Origin of the sequence: Flavobacterium ranwuense (assembly GCF_004349315.1) — a bacterium.
Classification (GTDB): Bacteria; Bacteroidota; Bacteroidia; order Flavobacteriales; family Flavobacteriaceae; genus Flavobacterium; species Flavobacterium ranwuense.
In genome coordinates this window covers 279447-301020 of record NZ_SMLH01000004.1, presented here as the reverse complement: position 1 = coordinate 301020, position 21574 = coordinate 279447, and the positions used below count along the sequence as shown (strand labels likewise).

Below are 21574 nucleotides of genomic sequence, written 5' to 3'. Positions count from 1 at the left end.
ATGAAAAATAGACTTGATTTTTTAAAAACCGTATCCCTAAAAGGGGCATGGAATTCCAATTATAAGAAATGTTCCATATTGGCGGCGTGCTTTTTTCTCAGTTCCTGCGACAGCTTTGTGGAGGTTGATGTGCCGAGTTCCCAACTTACGGGGGAAGCCGTGTTTGAAGACATCGGTACTGCCAATGCAGCTATGGCCGGTTTGTATGCCAAAATGCGAAACAACGGTATATTGACGGGAAATGCAACGGGCATCTCCTGTTATCTCGGTCTCTACGCAGATGAATTTGATTACTACCAACAAAATGCGGTAAGCAACTTTTATAACAATACACTATTTGCCGCAGAGCCGGGAGTCAGCGATATATGGAACCAGAGCTACAATCAGATTTATGCTGCCAACGCCATTATTGAGGGCTTGAGCAATTCCACTGTCTTGCCCGAAGCAGGAAAAAACCAATTGCGGGGCGAAGCATTGTTTGTAAGGGCGTTGCTTCATTTTTATCTGCTGAACCTCTATGGCGATATTCCGTACATCAATACTACTGATTATGTGCAGAACAGCACCGTTTCAAGAATGCCAACTAACACCGTTTATGGCTTTGTCGTAAATGACTTAAATGAAGCGATCAGCCTACTGCCGGAAAATTATGTTTCGGCGGAACGTACTGTTCCTAATCAGAGTACAGCGTATGCACTTTTGGCAAGGGTTTATTTGTATATGGGGTCGTATCCCGAAGCTGCCAATACAGCCTCGACGGTTATTAATAATCCGCTTTACACATGGGAAACGGATTTAGATAAAATATTCCTAAAAGAAAGCACCACCACAATATGGCAATTCATGCCTGAGGCGAACGGAACCAATACTGCCGAAGGGGATCTGTATATTTTTGCTGCAGGACCACCAGCTATTGTGGGGCTTAAACCCAGTTTTGTGGATGCATTTGAGACGAACGACCAAAGGAAACTGCATTGGACTACTGCGGTAACAGATGGCACAACGACATGGTATTATGCCTCAAAGTACAAACAGGAATCCAGCACGGGAAGCTCAGTGGAATACTCAATAGTGTTTCGCCTTGCCGAACAATATCTGATTCGTGCAGAAGCCAGAGCACGCCAAGATGATTTAATTGGTGCGAAAGAGGATGTAAATGCAATCCGAACTACAGCAGGGCTTCCCAATACCATTGCGACCACAGCCACTGAAATTATAGCGGACATCCTTAATCAGCGCCGTTTTGAGTTGTTTACCGAATTTGGACAGCGGTTTTTTGATTTGAAGCGAACAGCAAAGTTGGATCAGACATTGTCAGGATCTAAACCCGGCTGGAATACTACCGATGGCTTTTGGCCACTGCCTGCTCTTGAGTTGAGCGCGAACCCGAATTTGAACCCACAAAATCCAGGATACTAAAAGCCATATGAAAAATATCAATTTAATTGAAAGAAGAATTTACAAGGATCTTTTAGGTTTATTTATCCCATTCCTTACTTTACTGTTATCCTGTCCTGTAGCGGGACAGGAACAGCCAAAAAAGCTATTAACGGAGGCAGATTATGGAAGATGGGGAACATTGAGCACCAAAGATATTTCGGATCAGGGAAAGTGGTCCAGTTATGAAATGACGTATGAAAATCACAACGATACTTTATTTTTACAGCGTACATCAGGAAATGAACGTTATTCTTTTCCGAAAGGCAGAGACAGTCATTTTGGGGGAGAAAAGATTTTTGCTTTTTTACAACCTGAATCCAAACTAAAAGTCATCCATCTAGAAACGCTCAAAACCGAAGTACTTACAGCCGTTAAAAGATATGAAGTAGTGCTTGAAGGCAAATACATACTAACTTTAGATAGTGGGTACGGCGAAAAAAGTATTTTGAAGGTGAGAAATGAAAAAGGAAATGTTATTGACAGTATCCTTGGAGTAACGGAATATGCCTTAAATAATACTAAAGACGCAGTATTATTTGCCACAAATAATCAAGGGTACGATGAAGTTGGGATTATCAACTTTAAAAAGTATTCCCGCTTTATGGTATCGAAAGGTAGCACTGGCGAATTTCATAATCTGGCATGGCAAAAAAATGGCAAATCGGTAGCTTTTTTGAATGAAACAGACTCTGTTTCAAAAACAACTACTATCCATTGTTTCAGAATCGCCGGTAAAAAACTGTTCTCATTTGATTATTCTGCTAAAGTGGGTTCAACAGATAATCTGGCCATTTACAATGGCACCCCATTATCTATTTCCCATGATGGTACAAAAGTGTTTTTTATGGAGGCTAAAAAAAAGGACCCGGAAGTAAAAAAGGATCCAAAATCCGTGGAAGTTTGGAATGGCAATGATAAATGGTTGTATATAGACAGACAACAGTGGGGAGATATACCAAAACTGGCTGTCTGGTATCCTGATACTGATTGGTACTCCCAAATCAATAGCAATGAGTTACCTCACATTATGCTGAGCGGTCAACAGGATTATGCCATTTCATACAATAAAAATGCCTATGGCTTGCAACCAAAATATTATGAGGAAATCGATTATTACCTTAAGAATATAAAAGACGGTTCTCAAAACCTGATGCTGAAAAAGCAATCCTGTGACCCGAACCAAATGGGATTTGATCCTTCCAATAATAAAATACTGTATTATCGGGAAAGCAATTGGTGGATTTATGATCCTATCAAAGAAACACATACGAATCTGACAAGAAAAGTCACGACAAAGTGGGACAACAGTAGTAATACTGATGCGCCCCACCAATTCATGGCTTATGGCAATCCGGGCTGGAGCTCAGACGGGAAAAACGTTCTATTGTATGATGCCAATGATATATGGCTGGTGGCTATTGATGGTTCAAATTGCACCAGATTGACTAAAGGCCGTGAAAAGAGCATAGTTTTCAGAATAGCTCAGATTGAATATGACGGTTTTTCATGGGTTAATTACAATGGAAGAGCCCCAGCAACCATAGATATGTCCAAAGATCTAATACTGGAAGCAGAAAATACTGAAAATTGGTCAACTGGATATTTTATTTATAATAGCAAATCAGGAGAAAAGCCCTTGATATACGGTGCCAGTAAAATGGATGAAATAAGGAAGAGTAAAAACAGTCTTTATATTTTCCAGAATCAAACCTTTAATCAACCGCCACGACTTAAATTCAGGAAAAGAAATGATAGTAATGCTAAAGTACTTTTTGAATCCAACAAACAACAAAAAGAGTATTACTTTGGAAAATCAGAATTGCTATATTATACTAATAGTGCAGGTCAAAAATTAAAAGCGGCCTTATTCTATCCCGCCAATTATAATCCCGCCAAGAAATACCCAATGGTGGTTCATATCTATGATAGTATGTCTAAGAACCTGTACCATTATGTCAAACCTTCCCTTTTAAATAGGGAAGGTTTTAATAGTACCAATTATACGCTCAACGGTTATTTTGTATTGTTACCTGATATCGCTTACAAGATGGGTGATCCTGGAGTTTCGGCTGTTGATTGTGTAACAGCAGCAGTCAATACGGTTCTTGACAAAGGCTTGGTGGACAAAAGCAAAATCGGTTTGTTTGGACATTCTTTTGGAGGATATGAGACCAATTTTATTATTTCACAAACCCCTATTTTTGCGGCTGCTGTTTCCGGAGCCGGAATTAGTGACATCATTTCATTTTACTTTAATATTAGTAAAAATGGTATTTTTCAGTCCGATATGTGGCGATTTGAAAACCAGCAGTGGCGCATGGGGAAATCTTTATACGATGACAAAGAGGGATACTGTAGAAACTCTCCAATTATGCATGCGGAAAATGTTAAAACTCCATTACTTCTGTGGACAGGAAAAAATGATAGAATCGTTCCATGGAATCAGAGTATTTCCTATTATTTAGCGCTCAGAAGATTGGGGGTTAAAAATAGGTTGCTGGTATATCCTAACGAAGATCATTCACTGGAGAATGCAGAAAATCAAACGGATCTCAGCAAGCGAATGATGGCATGGTTTGACCATTTATTGAAAGGGAAACCAGTACAGGAATGGATATCGAAAGAAGTTTCAGCAGACTAACCAATTGAAAATAGTAATGCAGTTTCTTAAAAAAGAAACTGCATTACCTTTCATTGAAAAATCGGTTCACCTAATTGCGGTGCAATTGCACGTTACAAGAATTTTGAGGGCCTTGCCCAAATGCGGTAAAGCTCCCACTTAGACAAGTAGGCCCTGAACCAATGCTGCAATCCACCTGAACGGGTTTACAACTGTTAACTGCTGGATCGTGAATGTAGGCCGTCATTAAAACATTCGCTTTACTTTCATCCGAAGTGTTGGTACTCACTGCACCAGCACTGGCTAGAGCAAATGCTGCCATTGGCAACACAAACGCTCTTAAAATGGTAATTTTCATAATATTAAAATTTGAATTAATAAAAATTGATCTACTCTTTTCTACAGGTTTTCGATCGTTACTCCTGCTACTGGCCAGTATTTTTTAAGAATATTATATATAGCTATTGAAATTTTGATTGGATTCTTTCCCCATATCCGTATTTGAGGAGATAATGCCCCGAAATGATATAGATGGCGGCATCGGTCGCAAAAAAGTTTTTCATCCGGAAGCCTTCTTCATCATACACATAAAAACTTAAGACATAGGTTTGTTTTGATATATCGTACACGTCAACAGCGGTAGCATTTTTCCAAACGGCTGCACTTTCATATTTGCCACGCAATAAGGAATTGACAAAAAGCAGATTTTTGGATATAGTCGTATGACGGTTGACCATGTAGGGCGGTGCACCCAATTTAGTATCTCCGGATTGTTTCATTTTAACCACTTTCAATTTTGCTTTTGTCGTCGTGTCAATGGTATTCCCCCGCTGCGCTACGGTTAGATTTTCGTTCATTATAATATACTCGTTTCGATAGTAATAGGTGTAAACTAGCTTATGTAGTGCTTCGCTATACTGCATGGTTCCATCAGTGTCGAAAATGCCATCCATCTGTTTTTGCAATACAAGCGGATTGTATTTAATTCCCAGGCTGTCATTACCTTTTGCAATACCAATAATATTTTCTCCTGTGTAAGGCTTTTGAGTTCGGAATGATATCAACTCTGGATTCATAAATATAATATCGGAAAAATAATATTTTTTCTCGCTGATTACTTTAGCTTTCCAATCAGAAATCATTCCTCGGTAAATCACAGGTACTGTACCATCAAATACATAAAAGTAAGGAGGGCTAATTCGAACCTCAACTGCCTGAAATTTAAAATCTTCACGGTCAAGTTGTATGGTATAATGTCTTTTGTTTTTTAAATCGGTATCCATTTCAAGAATTTGAAGTGGCGCTAAGCGATTGGCTAAATAAATTTTATTTTTTTCTGTACCTGCTACGTAATACGATATGTTCTTTAAATCTGTTCCTGCCACTTTAGCAGCAGTTCCTTGAGGAAAACGGCGAATAAAAGGGTTTTCTTTTTGCATGATATCCTCCGAAAAAAGAAATAAGCCCACAATAATGGAAATGCTCAGTAGAATTAAAATTGATAGTTTGATTAGAATACGATTAGTCCGGGATTTTAAGAGAATTGCACCTACTCCTAAAACTACAAATACGGCATTAAAAATTAAATGTTCTGTCCATCCTAGTTTCTCAAGAATACCTCCGCATGAACAAGGAACGAAAGAACTAAAATTTAAAATGATGACAATATAAGTGGAAAATAGTACCATAAGAGAGACTGCACCCCACAAAGCAAAGTATCTTAATTTTGGAATGCTCAACAAAATAGCAATAGTAAATTCTGTAATAATTACTCCAAAGGATACATAATCCGCAAATGGACTTAGGAGTGGCGACTGTCCTAACTGAGCTACAAAGTTTTCAAAATCCATTAATTTGCTGACTGCTGCATAAACAAAAAGCAAAATATAGAGAAAACAAATAAACTCTAAAAACAGGTTTTGTATTTGGGTATTCAATCTCATAGCTTTATAGATTTAAGTTCCACAAAGCAAAATTCTGAATTTTAAAATAATAACTCTTGTCTTATTGGGAGTAAAACTTGACCAAAACGGAGAAAGTTTGAAAAACTAAAAATTTAACCTTCCGGTAGAGAAGTAAAACTGGTTTCATTTCGCTTCATTTCGTATGGCGAAAAACCAAATCGTTTTTTAAAGGATTTTGAAAAATTGGAATAATTGTTAAAACCATTCATCACCGATATCTTTTTCAAAGGTATCGTAGTGTGTTCAATCATAAAATAAGCTCTTTTCAAACGCTCATCATTATAAAACTGGTAAATACTGGTCTTAAAAAAATGACGAAAACCATCTTTTAATTTATGATCATTGGTGCCAAATTCACAAGAAAGTGCTTTTAGTGACGGAAGCGGTTCCTCAAGATGCGCTAATATATAGTCATAAAGTTTCTGAATCAAAAGTGCATCTGCTTTTCGAGTTTTATTATGTTTCTCGTTTTCATATTCGTATGCCAAAGGATTGTAGAAATCTTGACGGGCAGGAGTAACAAGATTTAATATAATTTCCGAACGATTAACTAACTTTCCAATACTACAAGAAACAGAAACAGGTAAATGTTCTTTAGGTGTGAAATCTAATGCAATAGTAGTAGGTAATGAAACGCTTGCATCGAGTACGTCTTGAAGTTGTTCCAAAGAAGCTACAGTAATAATGCCCGCCAAAGGTAGATCTATCAACTCAGATTCCGAATAACCTAAAAAGTAAGTAACTTCAGGAGTAAAACTTTTGATTAAAAAAGAGGCATCCAAAACAAATGTGGATTGGGCTATAAATTGATGTGTCCTATGGGGATTAACGTAGCCGACATGAAAAATCGACTCTTTTATTTCTTCCGCAACCATATTAATTAAAACAACTAGCGTTTCCAATTCGTCCTCATTGGAACTTAAGGGAATGTGACTGTTAAAATTGCCACGTGCCATCTCAAATAACATTTGATGTATTGTAACAATACGTTCTTCGTTGTAGGCTTTTTTCATAAGATTCAACTCTTAATTCTTATTTCTATAAACTAAATCCTAAATAATAAACCCTTTCAGATAAACCAAAGCGTCGTCTTCTTCAGTGAAAATTTGAGTAGGTACAGAGGGCCTGCTAATCTGTAAATAAAAAGTACTAATTGTCAACAATACTTTCTCGTGCACAATAAGACCAACGGCTTGTATCAATATAGACCCAGATTGTGCCAAATAATCTCTACCTGATTTCTTAGTGGCAACGATACCCCGAATATCACACAGAACGGGATAAGATCTTTCGTTTTGAAAATGAATTCTATCGGTTACAACACACTGAGCTACCTTAAGATCAATAATAGTATTGGGTTTATATTCAAAAAAAAGAATACCATCGGTTATCCAAAACCGGGCAAAATCATTCTCATAAAGATCATGGGCTGCAATCATGTTCTATGAATTATAGTGTTGTAATTCAACAAAATTATAAATATTTACTAATAGAGCCGTTGCTAATTTGGGATTATTTGGTGTTTTAGTTGTCAATTCGGGACTTTGACTTGTCATATTGGGAGTATTAAAGAATAACATGAAAAAACTTTTATTTTTTATGATGACTTTTAGAAGTTTATTTTTTAATAATATCTAAAAAGAACTAACCAATGGCAAAAATCAAACACAACAACTTCATTGATACAGTAGATGAGGTTTTATCTGGAGCTAAAAAAGAAGGTGTTTTGCACTTATATGCAGAAGACAAAGTTCTAACAGGCAGGACAATCCAAATTAAGGGAAAGGAAATGTTTCATTTTGGAACAACTGGCTATTTGGGACTCGAACAGGACTTCCGGTTGAAGGAGGCAGCAATAGCGGCCATACACAATTATGGTACGCAATTTCCACTTTCAAAATCATATATTTCACATCCGCTTTACAATGAACTAGAACAAAAAATAGAATTAATGTATGGGATACCTCCAATTATAACAAAGAACAGTACATTAGGACATTTAGCTGTTATTCCGACATTGATAAGAGATGAAGATGCAGTAATAATGGATCATCAGGTACACTGGAGTGTTCAAAATGCTTGTCAACTCTTAAAACTAAGAGGAATTCCTCTAGAAATGATCAGACACAGTAATTTGGATATGCTCGAAGATAAAATCAGACAACTAACCACAAAATGCAACAAAATTTGGTACATGGCTGATGGTGTATATTCTATGTTTGGAGATTATGCACCCATACTGGAATTATTGGCTTTAACTCAAAAATATACACAACTCAATCTCTATTTTGACGATGTTCATGGAATGAGTTGGAAAGGCAAAAATGGAACTGGTTTTACTTTTGACGTTATTAAAGAATTACCCGAAAATTGCATTGTGGTAAGCACACTAAGCAAAACTTTTGGAGCAAGTGGCGCAACAATATTTTGCAGAAACCAGAAATTGAGAGACAAGATTAAAAACTTTGGAGGGCCACTTACTTTTTCTGCACAACTGGAACCCGCATCTGTGGCGGCTGCAATTGCCTCAGCAGACATTCATTTATCTCCTGAGATAGCGAAAAAACAAAAAGATTTGGCGGATAAAATAGCCTACTTCAACCAACTGCTGTCGAAAGGAAACCTTCCTATAATTTCAAAAAACGATTCTCCTGTTTTCTTTCTGGGGATGGGCACACCAATAACCGCTTATAACTTTGTGCACCGTTTATTCAAAGAAGGCTTTTTCCTGAATTTGGGAATTTATCCTGCTGTACCAATCAAGAATACGGGAATTAGAATTACGCTATCGAGTCACAATCATCAACAGGACATTACAGCTTTAGCCGAAGCGATAGAATACCATTTTCCCAAAGCTTTGGAAGAAACCAATAACAGTGAAAATAAAATTAGAGAGGCTTTTGGAATAGATGGTAGAAAAAATGAAAGGATTTTAGAATCAAAAATACAGGAACTTTTTATAGAAGAAATGAATACCATTCAGAATATCGAAAAATTAGAATGGAATCAATATATGGGAAAACAAAATATTTTCGACTGGGAAGGAATGGATTATTTAGAAAAAACATTCAGCCAACATCGAGACCCAACCAACCGATGGGATTTTTATTACTACACCATTAAAGACCACAAAGGCAACATAATACTAATGACCTTTTTCACCTACAGCCTTTGGAAAGACGATATGCTGGCAACAGAATCTATCTCCATGCATTTGGAAGAAATAAGAAAAACCAATCCTTTATACCTCACCTCAAAAGTGTTGAGTATGGGGTCATTATTTACAGAAGGAAAACACTGCTTCATCAATCAAGAACATCTTTTAGCAGAAAAAGCATTAAAACTTTTATTGGACAGTATAGAAGAAAAATACAATTCTTTAAATGCAGATATGTTGGTTTTAAGAGATTTTGAAGAAAGTAGCAACTACAACAAAACGATACGGGATCAAGGATATTTTAAAATTGACATGCCGGAATCCTGTGTGGTGCAAAACCAAAGTTGGCATACCTACGAAGAATTTACAAAAAAATTGTCACCTCGTTCCCGTAAACATTTCAATAAAGAGATAGAGCCTTTTGAGAAATACTATGATGTTGTAATAAAAGATAAATTAAGTAAATCGGAAATAGCAAGAGCATACCAACTCTATAATAATGTAAAAGACAATAATTACGCTATAAATACATTCCGATATACCCAAGAAGTTTTCAAAAACATGAATGAAAGTCCAAACTGGGAGTTTATAGTATTGGCACTCAAAACAGAAACTGAAAATCCATTCGTAGGAGTCATGTTTTGCTATAAAAACAACAATCATACCTATGTGCCAGAATTAATAGGTATGGATTATAAATGGGCGAAAGAATACCAACTCTACAGACAATTGTTGTTTCAAACTATAAAAAGAGCGAATGCGTTACAATTTCAAAAAATCGATTTTGGAGTGTCGGCTTCCTTTGAAAAAAGAAAGTTAGGAGCCCAAATAATTTCAAAAGTAGCCTACATTCAGGCAAGAGACAATTACGCAATGGAATTTATGAATACTTTGCAAAACGATTACAAATCAATTGCAAAAGAACGGAAGTGTATTTGAATACTAATTAACAGATGAAAAAAAAGTAGTTTTTAATGAAAAATGGAGGTGGTCATTTTGCCCCGGAATTAGGTGCTCACTTTAAATTGGAATTGGGTAGTCATATGGCTGGAATTTGCAAAATAGTGGATAAAAAAGATTTCAATACCGTTCCTAAAGAGATTGTTTTTTTCAAAAATATCAAACTCATACTCATGAGTTTATTTATTTATTTTTTAGTTTTTTAGAAAACATACTTCCATGTCCCCATCTGAATACCGTTTGAAGCTAAAATTTGAATGATGAATGGTCAGTTAATTGAAGATTCAGAACATACTTAAAAGATGGAACATAAATTGATTACTTATTCACTTTAATATTGCCAGTATGATGCAGTCCACTTACAAAGATGCCCTCTACAGTATCCTGAAAAAAGAACAGGAAATCAGCTTGGAATCTGTGCATGTAATAGACGAATCCTATCGTATGACTAAATTCCTTCAGGATTTATTGTCAGGTATGAAAAACCATGTTTTGGAGCATCATTTTACAGATGAAAATGAAGAAATTGAATTCTTCAGAATCATAAAACCGCAAATACTGGGTAAGTTAATCTATTACAACAAGATGTACAGAATAGAGACCTCTTGTCCAGTGAGTACAGGAAAAATGTATTATAAATATTTTTCCAGTGAATTACAGCAGCTAAAGCAGGAATATAAGGAACATATTTGCAATTCCGATTTTTACCGGTATTATCGTTCTGGACGAACTGACAGGGATCACGATTTTTTCAAATTGGGGAAGATAAATCTTAATACGGGCCTTAACAGTTTTATCTTTGAAGTTGATACCCAATTTTCTACTTATTATGATTACAAAGTTTCCCGTATTATAGCGGATGAACTGCTTTATAATTATCTGATTATCAAAATAAATCCCGTAGACAAGCCGGGTATGGCTTTACAGAATGCCGAATCCACCAAAGATGTTTTCTGGACAGAATCCAAAAATGCACTGATAGAATTAATTTATGCCCTTTACGCATCCGGAGCAATTTCTAATGGTAAGGTGGGAATCCGTAAAATCAGTTTAGTTTTCCAAATCTTATTCCGCACCCAACTAGGTGATATACACCATGCTTTCCATCGTATGAAAGACAGGACCAACAATCGAACTTTATTCTTAGATCAGCTCAAATCTTCATTGGAGCAATATATGGATAAAGATTTATAATAAGTGACATGATTCGTCTCAGTTAAAAGCAGTGTTTTAAAACACTGCTTTTTTATTATAGCTGCCCATATCTACCCATTGGTAAAACTCCCTCCGCAATAAAATATTTCTTGCCACAGAAAACTGGATCATCTGAAAAACAATCAACTATATATTTTTTGAGAAGTTTCAAAAACATCATTTTCAATTGGCTAAGCTTGGCAGAATATATTACAAATGCTTTCCAACTTTGTATAAATGATTAAAACACATCTATATGAATATCGATAGAATGGAATTTATAGCATGGATGGAACGCATCATGGATCGTTTCGATATACTTGGTGAACGTCTGGAGAATGTTCAAAAACAGAAAAACTCTATTGACGGGGAGGAATTATTAGACAATCAGGATCTTTATATGATGCTAAAGGTAAGTGCCCGCTCTTTGCAGCGTTATCGTTCTTCTGGCAAGCTCCCTTATTATACGATCAGTGGCAAGCTGTATTACAAGCTATCGGACGTACACCAGTTTATCAGAGAAAGTTTTTCGGCTCCTGTTAGAAAATAAATCGAGACAATCCCTGCCAAATAAAGCCAGACAGGGACTTAAAGGTATATATGCTTGACCTTGATTTACTTTCGACCCTACTTTAACAAAACTTAAAAGTAAGATTATGAATGAACAGAAAAAAATGGAAAAGCCCATCCAGGAACAACTAACAGATATTCTGTTAGTATTGGACAAGGAAAAAATGAAGATCGTGGCTGTAAAAGGAGTTGATAAAGATGGAATGTTAAAAACGGTTCCAGCAGACAAAAAAAATCAAAATCAATTTATGCGTGTGGACAAAAATGGCGATGTTTTTTCAAACTTCTTTGCCAACTTTTTCAGCCAATTAAAGAATCCAACTCATTTCTCATTCTTTAAAGTTCCAGCCTTCGAAGCAATTGATACAGCTAAGGAAATACAGAAGAATGTAGACACACCAACGAAAGAAGGTGAAGCGTTCCTGACAAAACTTGAAGTCAAGGAACCAGTAGCACATAACCAAGAAAATCAAAAAAATATGGAAACAACACAAACAACTCCGGAAGCAAACGAATATCGTTTTAAACCAGAACAGATTGATTGGGAAACAATGAACAATTTGGGACTGAGTAAAGAGAAACTCGAAAAGATGAATCTGCTTGAACCTTTACTTAAAGGCTATAAAACTAATGAACTGGTTCCCATCAGCCTTAATTTAGGGACAGCTATTACTCGCATGGATGCCCGTTTATCACTTCAATCCTCTGAAGACGGGAAAGTGGTTATGGCAATTCATGGCATTCGAAAAGAACCACAATTGAATTTTCCTTTTTTCGGACACGAATTCAGCAAGGAAGACAAAGACAATCTCCTTAAAACGGGTAATATGGGACGTGCTGTGAATCTTACCAATCTTAAAACAGGAGAACAGATTCCTTCAATCATCAGTGTGGATAGGCTGACCAATGAATTGGTAGCCCTTCGTACCGATAAAATAAACATACCGAATGAAATCAAAGGGGTGAAACTGAATGAAGAGCAAAAGCAAACCTTGCTAGAAGGCAAACCACTTTATATTGAAGGGATGATTTCCAAGAAAGGAACTGAGTTTGATGCAACCGTACAATTCAATGCCGACAAACGTTTTGTTGAGTTCTTGTTTGACAGGAGCAACACCAATAAACAGACTCAAGGCAGTCAGCAAACCCAATCGCAGGAAGCTCCGAAAACCTTTAGAGATAAAGAGTTGGATAATGAGCAATATCAAAAGTTCAAAGACAGGCAGACTGTTTATGTTAGCGGATTGGTGGATAAGAAAGGCAAGGAATATAATGGTTACATCACTTTCAATAAGGAAAACAATAAAACAGACTTCTCTTTCCAAAATCCAAATAAGATCAAAGAACAGGTGAAACCTACTGAAGCCCATAAAATACAAACTGCGGTCAATTCGGAAGGCAAAACCAATGAAGCGACCAAGAACATCAAAGAGCCTTTACAATCAGGGCAAACAAATCCCGATAACAAAAAACAGCAGGAGCAACAGGAAGCACCCGAAGCAAATGCAAAGTCCAAAGGACGTAAAATGTAATGTGTCATGAAAGTAATTATTGCAGAAAAACCGAGTGTAGCAAGGGAAATAGCCGACCTGTTGGGAGCCACTGAAAAAGAAGAGGGTTATATCACAGGGAATGGCTATTGCGTTACCTGGGCTTTCGGGCATTTGGTAGGTTTAGGCATGCCTGAAGATTATGGAATTTCCGGATTTCATAAAGCCTCCCTGCCTATATTGCCTAATCCATTTTTATTGACAGTCCGAAAAATTAAGAAGGGCAAGATTTATTTGGCCGATATAGGGGCTTTAAAGCAACTAAAAATCATTGAACAGGTCACAAACCGCTGTGATAGTATTATTGTAGCTACGGATGCAGGGCGTGAAGGGGAATTAATCTTCCGCTACATTTATGAATTCCTGAACTGCCAAAAGCCATTTCAACGTTTATGGATTAGTTCATTAACGGAAAAGGCTATCCGGGAAGGGTTTGATAATCTTAAGCCTGGAAAGGAATTCGACGGACTATACAACGCAGCACAAGGCAGAAGCAGGGCGGATTGGCTAGTAGGCATTAATGCGTCACAGGCTTTGAGCATTGCCGCAGGAAATGGCGTATATTCTTTGGGAAGAGTACAGACACCCACACTAGCGTTAATATGCAGGAGATATCAGGAGAACAAAAACTTTTCCATTCAGACCTATTGGCAAGTGCAATTGGATCACCAAAAAGGATATAGCAATTTTAAAAGTCTTTCCAAGAACAAATGGGAGAATAAGAAACTAGCGGAAGATACCCTAAAATCCATCCAGCGTAGTGGAATTGCTGCCGTTACTTCCATAGAGAGCAAAACGGTTACAGAACAACCTCCCTTACTATTTGATCTGACTGGCTTACAAAAGGAGGCCAACATAAAATTAAATTTTTCCGCAGAGGAAACCCTTTCCATTGCCCAAGACCTTTATGAGAAAAAGTTCATAACCTATCCCAGGACAGGCAGCAAATATATTCCTGAGGATCTCTGGCAGGAAATTCCCAATCTTTTAAAAGCATTGGAACATCATAGCTCTTTCAAAGTTGCCGTTTCCAAGGTGAAATGGGGAAGATTAAATAATCGTATAGTCAATGATCTTAAGGTAACGGACCATCATGGATTGTTAATTACTGATAAGATTCCCTCAGCATTATCCGCTAAAGAAAACACTATTTATGAAATGATTGCTTTCCGTTTATTGGAAACGGTTTCGCAAGTCTGCTCTAAAGAAATAACTAATGTTATTTTACAGGTATTGCATCATGATTTTACAATGAAAGGCTGGAAAGTGATTGAGCCAGGATGGAGAGCCATTAGAGGTAATTTTTCAGATGACAATGAGGATACCATACAGGATTTACCGGAGCTTCAAAATAATGATGAATTGAAAATCAAAAATGCCACCATACTGGAAAAGAAAACCAAAGCTCCTGTTTTATATACCGAAGCTGGATTATTGTCTGCCATGGAAAATGTTGGAAGAGAAATTGAAAACAAAGAAGAGCGAAAAGCTCTACAGAACATAGGAATCGGGACTCCAGCAACACGGGCAGCAATTATTGAAACGCTTTTTAAGAGAGATTATATCAGAAGGGATAAAAAATCACTTGTCCCTACCGAAAAAGGGATGCAGGTATATGAACTGGTCAAAGACAAGAAAATTGCTGATGCGGCTATGACCGCAGAATGGGAACTGGCTTTGCATAAAATTGAGAATAACGAAGCAGATGCCATGACATTCCAAAAAGAAATGGAAGACTATGCAACTTCAATTACACAGGAATTATTAGTCTCATCCATCGTATTCGAAAAAATCCCAGACCTTGCTTGTCCGAAATGTAAAAAGCAGCATCTATTAATCAGGGATAACATTGTTAAGTGTCCTGATGCCCTTTGCAATTGGATTCAGTTCAGAAATATATGCAGTGTGCAATTGAATGTATCGGATTTAGAGCATCTAATCAGAAACGGAAAAACCTCCCTTATTAAAGGAATGAAAAGTAAATCGGGAAAAAAATTTGATGCCTATATCGTTATGAATGAAAGAGCGGAGACTTCCTTTGAATTTCAAAAAAACAAAAAAGAGAAATAATGAACAATAACGCCATGATATCTCAGCAAAAAATTGAACCTCTTATTTATACAATCCGCAACAAGCAGGTCATGCTGGATTACCTATAGGTAAAGATAATTTTTCAATGGAATTGGATAGGTACAATACAAAATAAAATGCCATTTAAAGCCTTTTCCCGTCAAATAATGCCTTAAGAATCTTCAATACTATCCATCTCTTTATTTTTATTGTTGCTTTCTAATGGAGTAAATTTACAGTCATCTAATAAAACACTTATGGCAGCAGAAAATAAAATATCCTATTACTCATTGAGATTAAAGGAATTACTCAACACAAGTTTTCCTGAGCTATCCGGAAATAAAGAATTTATTGACAGACGTGGCCGAATAGCAGCAAAATCATACAATGACGCCTTTATGGCTGGCAATACAATTGAACAATGCAATAAGATTGCCCTGTACATATTATTTGAAGGATTACACTTTTCAAAATTTGATACGGTGTTTCAAGTGGTATGCAATGAGTTTGATACATTGATGGCAGATGAAGAACTCCGCCCCTTTGCCCAGAAGATGATGCCTGTTTGCAAAACTGTCTTTGCAGGATATAAACTATCCGATGATTTTGCTGACAGTCCCGAATTTGACTTGCTCTATACTGAACTGGTAGGAACCATTCAAATCTGGATTGAAGAAAATGGCGTTCAGTAAAAAAGAGCATCTTAAGCATAACATTGAAGCGTTACGAATTGCTTTTCGCTTAGAGCAAGAAAATCGACAGTCTACCGAAACCGAACGACAGCAAATGATGCTCTATAGTGGTTTTGGTGGCCTTAAATTTGTGCTGAATCCTATAGATACGCCCGATGCCATCGGGAAATGGGTAAAATCCGAACAGGATTTATTTCCCCTCACTCAAGAGCTTCATCAACTCTTACGCGAAAACACTGCAGATGAAAAGCAATACCGTCAATATGTGGATAGCATGAGAAGCTCCGTATTGACGGCTTTTTACACCCCGCCTACCGTAATTAAAGCCATAGTAGACTCCATAAAGGGAAACGGAATAAGTATCGAACGATTTTTGGAACCATCGGCAGGAATAGGGGCATTTATTGAAGCCTTTAAAAATGATGGGGTATCACAAATAACAGCATACGAAAAGGAGTTACTTACAGGAAAGGTATTAAAACAACTCTATCCAGATAGCAGCACTCGCATTACGGGATTTGAAGAAATCCCGGATAGAGAGAAAGAAAGTTATGACGTGATTGCCAGCAATATTCCTTTTGGAGATATATCGGTATTTGACCTTTCCTTTGTGCGCAGTAAAGATACTGCTCGTGTGCAGGCTGCCCGAAGTATTCACAATTATTTCTTTTTAAAAGGTGTAGATGTGCTTCGTGATGGAGGCTTAATGGCGTTTATTACCTCACAAGGCGTTCTTAATAGCCAGAAAAATGAGCCAATACGTCAGGTATTGATGCAAAACTGTAACCTGATTTCAGCGATACGTTTGCCAAATAACCTCTTTACGGATTATGCCGGAACTGAAGTTGGGAGTGATCTTATAATCCTGCAAAAAAATACTGGCAAGCAAGGGTTATCCGAACTGGAAAATCGTTTCTGCCAAACCTATACAACGTTGGATAACACTATCAATAATACACTATTTGAAAACAGGCAACGTGTTGTGCATACCTCTTTGTACAAAGGCACCGATATGTACGGGAAGCCCACGTGGATCTATGAGCATCAGGACGGTATAGAAGGTATTGCCAAAGACCTCAAAGAGATGCTTACTGCCGACTTTGCTATTCGCTTGGATATTGGATTGTACGATGGGCAACATAATATGGATACTGCATTGCATATTCCGGATGAGTCAAAGCTTATGTCCCCTGTGGCTGAAGAACAAACAATAAAACACAGACAACAGGATTTATTTACCACAACAAAAAGCAATGCCAATGAAGTTCAATTGAGCTTGTTTGACCTCTTTGAAAATGAGGTACAAACTATGGACGTAGTAAGTCCTGCCAAAACCAAAAAACCAACTTCCCAAAGGAAAAAAGCAATAAATGGCCATCAGGGAAATTTGTTTAGCGCAACGCAGCAGCTCTACACGCCATCGGCTTCCACTACTCCTCACAATCGCAATAAGCAGACTTCGATTGGGGATTTATTTTCAGGTACGAACGGTAACGGTCAAAATCAAGCAACTCCGGTAATCAATGAAATTCCTGGTCCCACTATTTATACGGGAAAAATCCAGCCATTCCACCGTAATGAATGCCTTGTTATTGATAAAGGCCATATAGGTTATCTAAAAGACTTCGATAACGACAACAGGCAGGCAATATTCCTTCCCCTACACTTAACGCCAATCCAAAAAGCAAGAGCTGAGGCTTATGTTTCCATAAGAGATGTCTATCTTGACTTATACCAGAAAGAAACTGAAAAGCAGACCGAACATAAGGAAGAAAGGGAAACATTCAACCGTCTGTATGACGCCTTTGTCAAAAGATATGGAAGCCTGAACAGCGCTGAAAACATACAACTTATCAAAACCGATAGTGCAGGAAACGAAATCCCTTATCTGGAACGCGTGGTTGGCGGTGTGGTTCACAAATCGGATATCTTCCACCACCCGGTCAGCTTTTCAGTTAATACGCTAACAGCTGATAATCCTAATGAGGCATTAGCTGCATCACTCAACAAGTATGGGACTGTCGATTTGGATTATATGTCGCAGATCAGCGGGTTATCAGTTGACAATCTGAGAGAGGTGTTGCAGGGGCGTATTTTTTATAATCCTATAGAAAAAGCATATGAAATATCGGAGCGATGGGTTTCAGGAAATGTAGTAGAAAAAGCCCAGACAATAAAGGACTATTTAGAATTAAACCCTGAAGATTCGCAAACCAGTGATAGTCTGTCCGCTCTGCAGCAAGCTGTTCCGAGACGCATTGAATTTGAAGAACTGGATTTTAATTTAGGCGAGCGCTGGATACCCACTGGTATTTACAACCGTTTTGCTTCTCATTTGTTTGATACCGATGTACGGATCTATTACACGGAGAATACGGATGACTTTTCAATTAATTGTGATACCAAAAATATCCATATAACCGAGAAGTATGCTATAAAATCCCAAAGCCGGTCTTATGACGGAATTACCCTGCTTAAACATGGATTGGTCAATACCACACCTGATATTACCAAGAAAGTAATGCATGGCGATCAGGAAATAAAGGTTCGGGATATGGAAGCCATCCAGATGGCTAATACTAAGATTGACGAAATCCGCAAAGCATTTTCTGAGTGGCTGTATGCTCAAAACGATGAATTTAAGAAACGCCTGACCGATAAATACAATGACACCTTTAACTGTTTCGTCCGTCCGCAATATGACGGCAGCCATCAGGACTTTCCCGGACTGGATCGAACAGCTTTGGGCATAGAAGATTTGTATTCTAGCCAGAAGGATGCGGTATGGATGATCAAACTAAACGGAGGAGCCATTTGTGACCACGAGGTGGGTGCCGGAAAAACACTCATTATGTGTACTGCCGCACAGGAAATGAAACGTCTGGGTCTAGCACACAAGCCTATGATTATTGGCATGAAAGCCAATGTTCACGAAATAGCAGAAACCTACCGCAAAGCGTATCCTCATGCTAAAATATTATATCCCGGCAAAGAAGATTTTACACCTCAAAAACGCCTTCGTATTTTCGGAGAGATTAAAAACAACAATTGGGATTGTATTATTCTTACCCATGACCAATTCGGGATGATACCGCAATCACCGGAAATGCAAAAAGAGATATTACAGGTAGAACTGGATAGTGTTGGAGAAAACCTTGAGGCATTGCAGTCACAGGGAAAAGAAATATCACGAGCAATGCTCAAGGGCGTTATCATACGAAAACAAAATCTGGAAGTCAAACTCAAAACACTCCAGCATGATATTGAAAACCGCAAGGATGATATAGTCGATTTTAAGATGATGGGTATTGACCACTTATTGGTGGATGAAAGCCATCGTTTCAAAAATCTGATGTTCAATACCCGCCATGACCGTGTTGCGGGACTCGGTAATATGCAGGGAAGTCAGAAGGCATTGAATCTGTTGTTTGCAATTAGAACCATACAGGAACGAAGCGGGAAAGATTTAGGAGCTACTTTTCTTTCCGGAACCACCATTAGCAACTCGCTGACCGAACTTTATTTATTGTTTAAATACCTTCGTCCACAGGCATTGGAAAAACAAGGCATCAATTGTTTTGATGCATGGGCAGCTATCTATGCACGAAAGACTACCGACTATGAATTCTCTGTAGCCAACAATATTGTTCAAAAAGAACGCTTCCGATATTTTATCAAAGTACCGGAACTGGCTCAGTTTTACACAGAGATTACGGATTACCGTACAGCAAAAGATATTGGTATTGATCGGCCAGAGAAGAATGAAATATTACATAATATTCCACCAACCCCGCAGCAGGAGATATTCATTCAAAAATTGATGGAGTTTGCCAAAACGGGTGATGCGACACTATTGGGAAGATCAAAGCTATCTGCCTCCGAAGAAAAAGCAAAAATGTTAATCGCTACCGACTATGCCCGTAAGATGTCGTTAGATATGCGTATGATCAGTCAGAAGTATGATGACCACCCAGACAGCAAAGCTTCCCATTGTGCGGCAAAGGTGGCAGAATATTACTATCGCTTTAATGCCCAAAAAGGAACCCAGTTTGTATTCTCCGACTTAGGCACCTACAAACCGGCTGAGTGGAATGTGTATTCGGAAATCAAACGCAAGCTGGTGGAGGATCATGGGATTTCTACACATAAAATACGTTTTATTCAGGAGGCAAAAACCGACAAGATGCGCAAGGAGTTCATCACCGCTATGAACGAAGGGAAAATCAGAATACTGTTTGGATCAACCGATATGTTGGGAACAGGGGTCAATGCCCAGAAGCGTGCTGTAACTGTACATCATTTGGACACGCCTTGGAGACCGAGTGATTTAGCCCAACGGGATGGCAGGGCCATCCGTAAAGGCAATGAAATTGCCAAATATTTTGCAGAGAACAAAGTCGATGTGATTATCTATGCAGTTGAAAAATCTTTAGACAGCTACAAATTTAACCTGTTGTACAATAAACAATTATTTATTGACCAGCTCAAAAATAATAGTCTCGGTAAGCGTACCATTGACGAAGGAGGTATGGATGAAAAATCGGGAATGAATTTCTCAGAATATGTCGCCATTCTTTCCGGCAATACCGATTTGCTTGAGAAAGCGAAATTGGAAAAAAAGATTACTTCTTTGGAAAGCGAAAGACAGGCTTTCACTCGTTCCAAGTCTATGTCAAGATATAAACTGGAAAATAGTACGGCAACCCTTGAATCTGCAAAATCACTGATGGAACGAATGTCCATCGATTGGCAGAATATTGAAAAACGCATCCAGAAAAATAAGGATGACACAGTATTGAATCCTGTCAAGCTCATTGGATTATCGGAGGATGCGGATGTAAAACAGATTGGTCAAAAGCTCAACCTGCTTGCTGATAAAGCACGTACAGAGGGACAGTATGAAGAAATCGGTACATTGTACGGATTTACACTTTTGGTAAAAACCGAGGTTTCGCAAAAAGAAGGAATTACTATTAGGGATAACAGATTCTTCATAAAGGGAGAAGGCAATATCAAATACACCTTTAACAATGGGCAAATTGCGACCGATCCTAAACTGGCATCTATGAACTTTTTAAATGCATTGGAGAAACTACCGGGATTGATAGGACAGGAACAGAAGAAGATAAGAGAGATTGAAAAAGATATCCCTGTTCTTGAAGAAGTAGTAAACAACGTATGGACTAAAGAGAATGCACTGGGGGAATTAAAAAACGAATTAGCAGCCCTGGATCGAAAAATTCAATTGTCAATTACTCCGGAACAACAAGTGCAGGACCACGAACAAAAGCAACAAGAGGATAAAGTGTCACAACCTCTTCAGAAAGTGAAAATCTCCTGATTGCAGCTCTGAAAAG

The 21574-nt window shown here is 37.8% G+C and carries 14 protein-coding genes; 10 read left to right on the top strand and 4 right to left on the bottom strand.

Annotation, left to right across the window (positions count from 1 at the left end; genetic code table 11):
* Both E0I61_RS09595 and E0I61_RS09590 read left to right on the top strand, forming a co-directional pair.
* On the top strand, window positions 1–1419 hold the full coding sequence (locus tag E0I61_RS09595) for a RagB/SusD family nutrient uptake outer membrane protein (protein WP_132071023.1): 1419 nt from the start codon (window positions 1–3) through the stop codon (window positions 1417–1419).
* Window positions 1420–1426: 7 nt separating this feature from the next.
* Window positions 1427–4081 (top strand): alpha/beta hydrolase family protein, encoded by a 2655-nt coding sequence (locus tag E0I61_RS09590; RefSeq protein ID WP_132071021.1) that lies wholly within the window; start codon window positions 1427–1429, stop codon window positions 4079–4081.
* A 70-nt stretch (window positions 4082–4151) separates the two neighbouring features.
* On the opposite strand, the gene E0I61_RS09585 is transcribed toward E0I61_RS09590, so the two are convergent.
* From E0I61_RS09585 to E0I61_RS09570, 4 genes are all read right to left on the bottom strand, one after another.
* Entirely contained in the window at window positions 4152–4418 is a 267-nt protein-coding gene (locus E0I61_RS09585) for a hypothetical protein (RefSeq protein WP_132071019.1), read from the bottom strand.
* 103 nt (window positions 4419–4521) lie between these two features.
* Entirely contained in the window at window positions 4522–6003 is a 1482-nt protein-coding gene (locus E0I61_RS09580) for a MauE/DoxX family redox-associated membrane protein (protein WP_132071017.1), read from the bottom strand.
* Between the two features lie 113 nt (window positions 6004–6116).
* Window positions 6117–7037, bottom strand: coding sequence for a helix-turn-helix transcriptional regulator (locus E0I61_RS09575; RefSeq protein ID WP_132071015.1), 921 nt, complete (start codon window positions 7035–7037; stop codon window positions 6117–6119).
* Window positions 7038–7076: 39 nt separating this feature from the next.
* The gene (locus E0I61_RS09570; protein ID WP_132071013.1) at window positions 7077–7463 is read right to left on the bottom strand and encodes a DUF7793 family protein; all 387 of its coding nucleotides are present in this window, start codon (window positions 7461–7463) and stop codon (window positions 7077–7079) included.
* A gap of 212 nt (window positions 7464–7675) precedes the next feature.
* Between E0I61_RS09570 and E0I61_RS09565 the strand changes: the two genes are divergently transcribed.
* The 8 genes from E0I61_RS09565 (at window position 7676) to E0I61_RS09530 (ending at window position 21558) form a co-directional block, all read left to right on the top strand.
* Window positions 7676–10120, top strand: a complete 2445-nt coding sequence (locus tag E0I61_RS09565; RefSeq protein WP_132071011.1) for a bifunctional aminotransferase class I/II-fold pyridoxal phosphate-dependent enzyme/GNAT family N-acetyltransferase — start codon at window positions 7676–7678, stop codon at window positions 10118–10120.
* Between the two features lie 35 nt (window positions 10121–10155).
* Window positions 10156–10347, top strand: a complete 192-nt coding sequence (locus E0I61_RS09560; RefSeq protein ID WP_132071009.1) for a hypothetical protein — start codon at window positions 10156–10158, stop codon at window positions 10345–10347.
* A gap of 142 nt (window positions 10348–10489) precedes the next feature.
* Window positions 10490–11335: an RteC domain-containing protein gene (locus tag E0I61_RS09555; RefSeq protein ID WP_132071130.1), complete on the top strand. Its 846-nt coding sequence runs from the start codon at window positions 10490–10492 to the stop codon at window positions 11333–11335.
* A gap of 256 nt (window positions 11336–11591) precedes the next feature.
* On the top strand, window positions 11592–11885 hold the full coding sequence (locus tag E0I61_RS09550; protein WP_132071007.1) for a helix-turn-helix domain-containing protein: 294 nt from the start codon (window positions 11592–11594) through the stop codon (window positions 11883–11885).
* 106 nt (window positions 11886–11991) lie between these two features.
* Window positions 11992–13437: a DUF3945 domain-containing protein gene (locus E0I61_RS09545; protein WP_132071005.1), complete on the top strand. Its 1446-nt coding sequence runs from the start codon at window positions 11992–11994 to the stop codon at window positions 13435–13437.
* A 6-nt stretch (window positions 13438–13443) separates the two neighbouring features.
* Complete coding sequence (locus tag E0I61_RS09540) at window positions 13444–15525, top strand: type IA DNA topoisomerase (RefSeq protein ID WP_132071003.1); 2082 nt, start codon at window positions 13444–13446, stop codon at window positions 15523–15525.
* 257 nt (window positions 15526–15782) lie between these two features.
* Window positions 15783–16217 carry a DUF1896 domain-containing protein gene (locus E0I61_RS09535; RefSeq protein ID WP_132071002.1) on the top strand — a complete coding sequence of 145 codons (435 nt, stop codon included), beginning with the start codon at window positions 15783–15785 and terminating at the stop codon, window positions 16215–16217.
* Window positions 16204–21558 carry an N-6 DNA methylase gene (locus E0I61_RS09530; protein ID WP_132071000.1) on the top strand — a complete coding sequence of 1785 codons (5355 nt, stop codon included), beginning with the start codon at window positions 16204–16206 and terminating at the stop codon, window positions 21556–21558. The genes E0I61_RS09535 and E0I61_RS09530 overlap by 14 nt, the downstream gene beginning before the upstream one ends.
* The last annotated feature ends 16 nt before the right edge of the window (window positions 21559–21574 follow it).

Bases quoted from the DNA above. Each gene is read 5' to 3' on its own strand.
- E0I61_RS09595 (WP_132071023.1), top strand. From the start codon at position 1: ATGAAAAATAGACTTGATTTTTTAAAAACCGTATCCCTAAAAGGGGCA.
- E0I61_RS09590 (WP_132071021.1), top strand. From the start codon at position 1,427: ATGAAAAATATCAATTTAATTGAAAGAAGAATTTACAAGGATCTTTTA.
- E0I61_RS09585 (WP_132071019.1), bottom strand. From the start codon at position 4,418: ATGAAAATTACCATTTTAAGAGCGTTTGTGTTGCCAATGGCAGCATTT.
- E0I61_RS09580 (WP_132071017.1), bottom strand. From the start codon at position 6,003: ATGAGATTGAATACCCAAATACAAAACCTGTTTTTAGAGTTTATTTGT.
- E0I61_RS09575 (WP_132071015.1), bottom strand. From the start codon at position 7,037: ATGAAAAAAGCCTACAACGAAGAACGTATTGTTACAATACATCAAATG.
- E0I61_RS09570 (WP_132071013.1), bottom strand. From the start codon at position 7,463: ATGATTGCAGCCCATGATCTTTATGAGAATGATTTTGCCCGGTTTTGG.
- E0I61_RS09565 (WP_132071011.1), top strand. From the start codon at position 7,676: ATGGCAAAAATCAAACACAACAACTTCATTGATACAGTAGATGAGGTT.
- E0I61_RS09560 (WP_132071009.1), top strand. From the start codon at position 10,156: ATGAAAAATGGAGGTGGTCATTTTGCCCCGGAATTAGGTGCTCACTTT.
- E0I61_RS09555 (WP_132071130.1), top strand. From the start codon at position 10,490: ATGCAGTCCACTTACAAAGATGCCCTCTACAGTATCCTGAAAAAAGAA.
- E0I61_RS09550 (WP_132071007.1), top strand. From the start codon at position 11,592: ATGAATATCGATAGAATGGAATTTATAGCATGGATGGAACGCATCATG.
- E0I61_RS09545 (WP_132071005.1), top strand. From the start codon at position 11,992: ATGAATGAACAGAAAAAAATGGAAAAGCCCATCCAGGAACAACTAACA.
- E0I61_RS09540 (WP_132071003.1), top strand. From the start codon at position 13,444: ATGAAAGTAATTATTGCAGAAAAACCGAGTGTAGCAAGGGAAATAGCC.
- E0I61_RS09535 (WP_132071002.1), top strand. From the start codon at position 15,783: ATGGCAGCAGAAAATAAAATATCCTATTACTCATTGAGATTAAAGGAA.
- E0I61_RS09530 (WP_132071000.1), top strand. From the start codon at position 16,204: ATGGCGTTCAGTAAAAAAGAGCATCTTAAGCATAACATTGAAGCGTTA.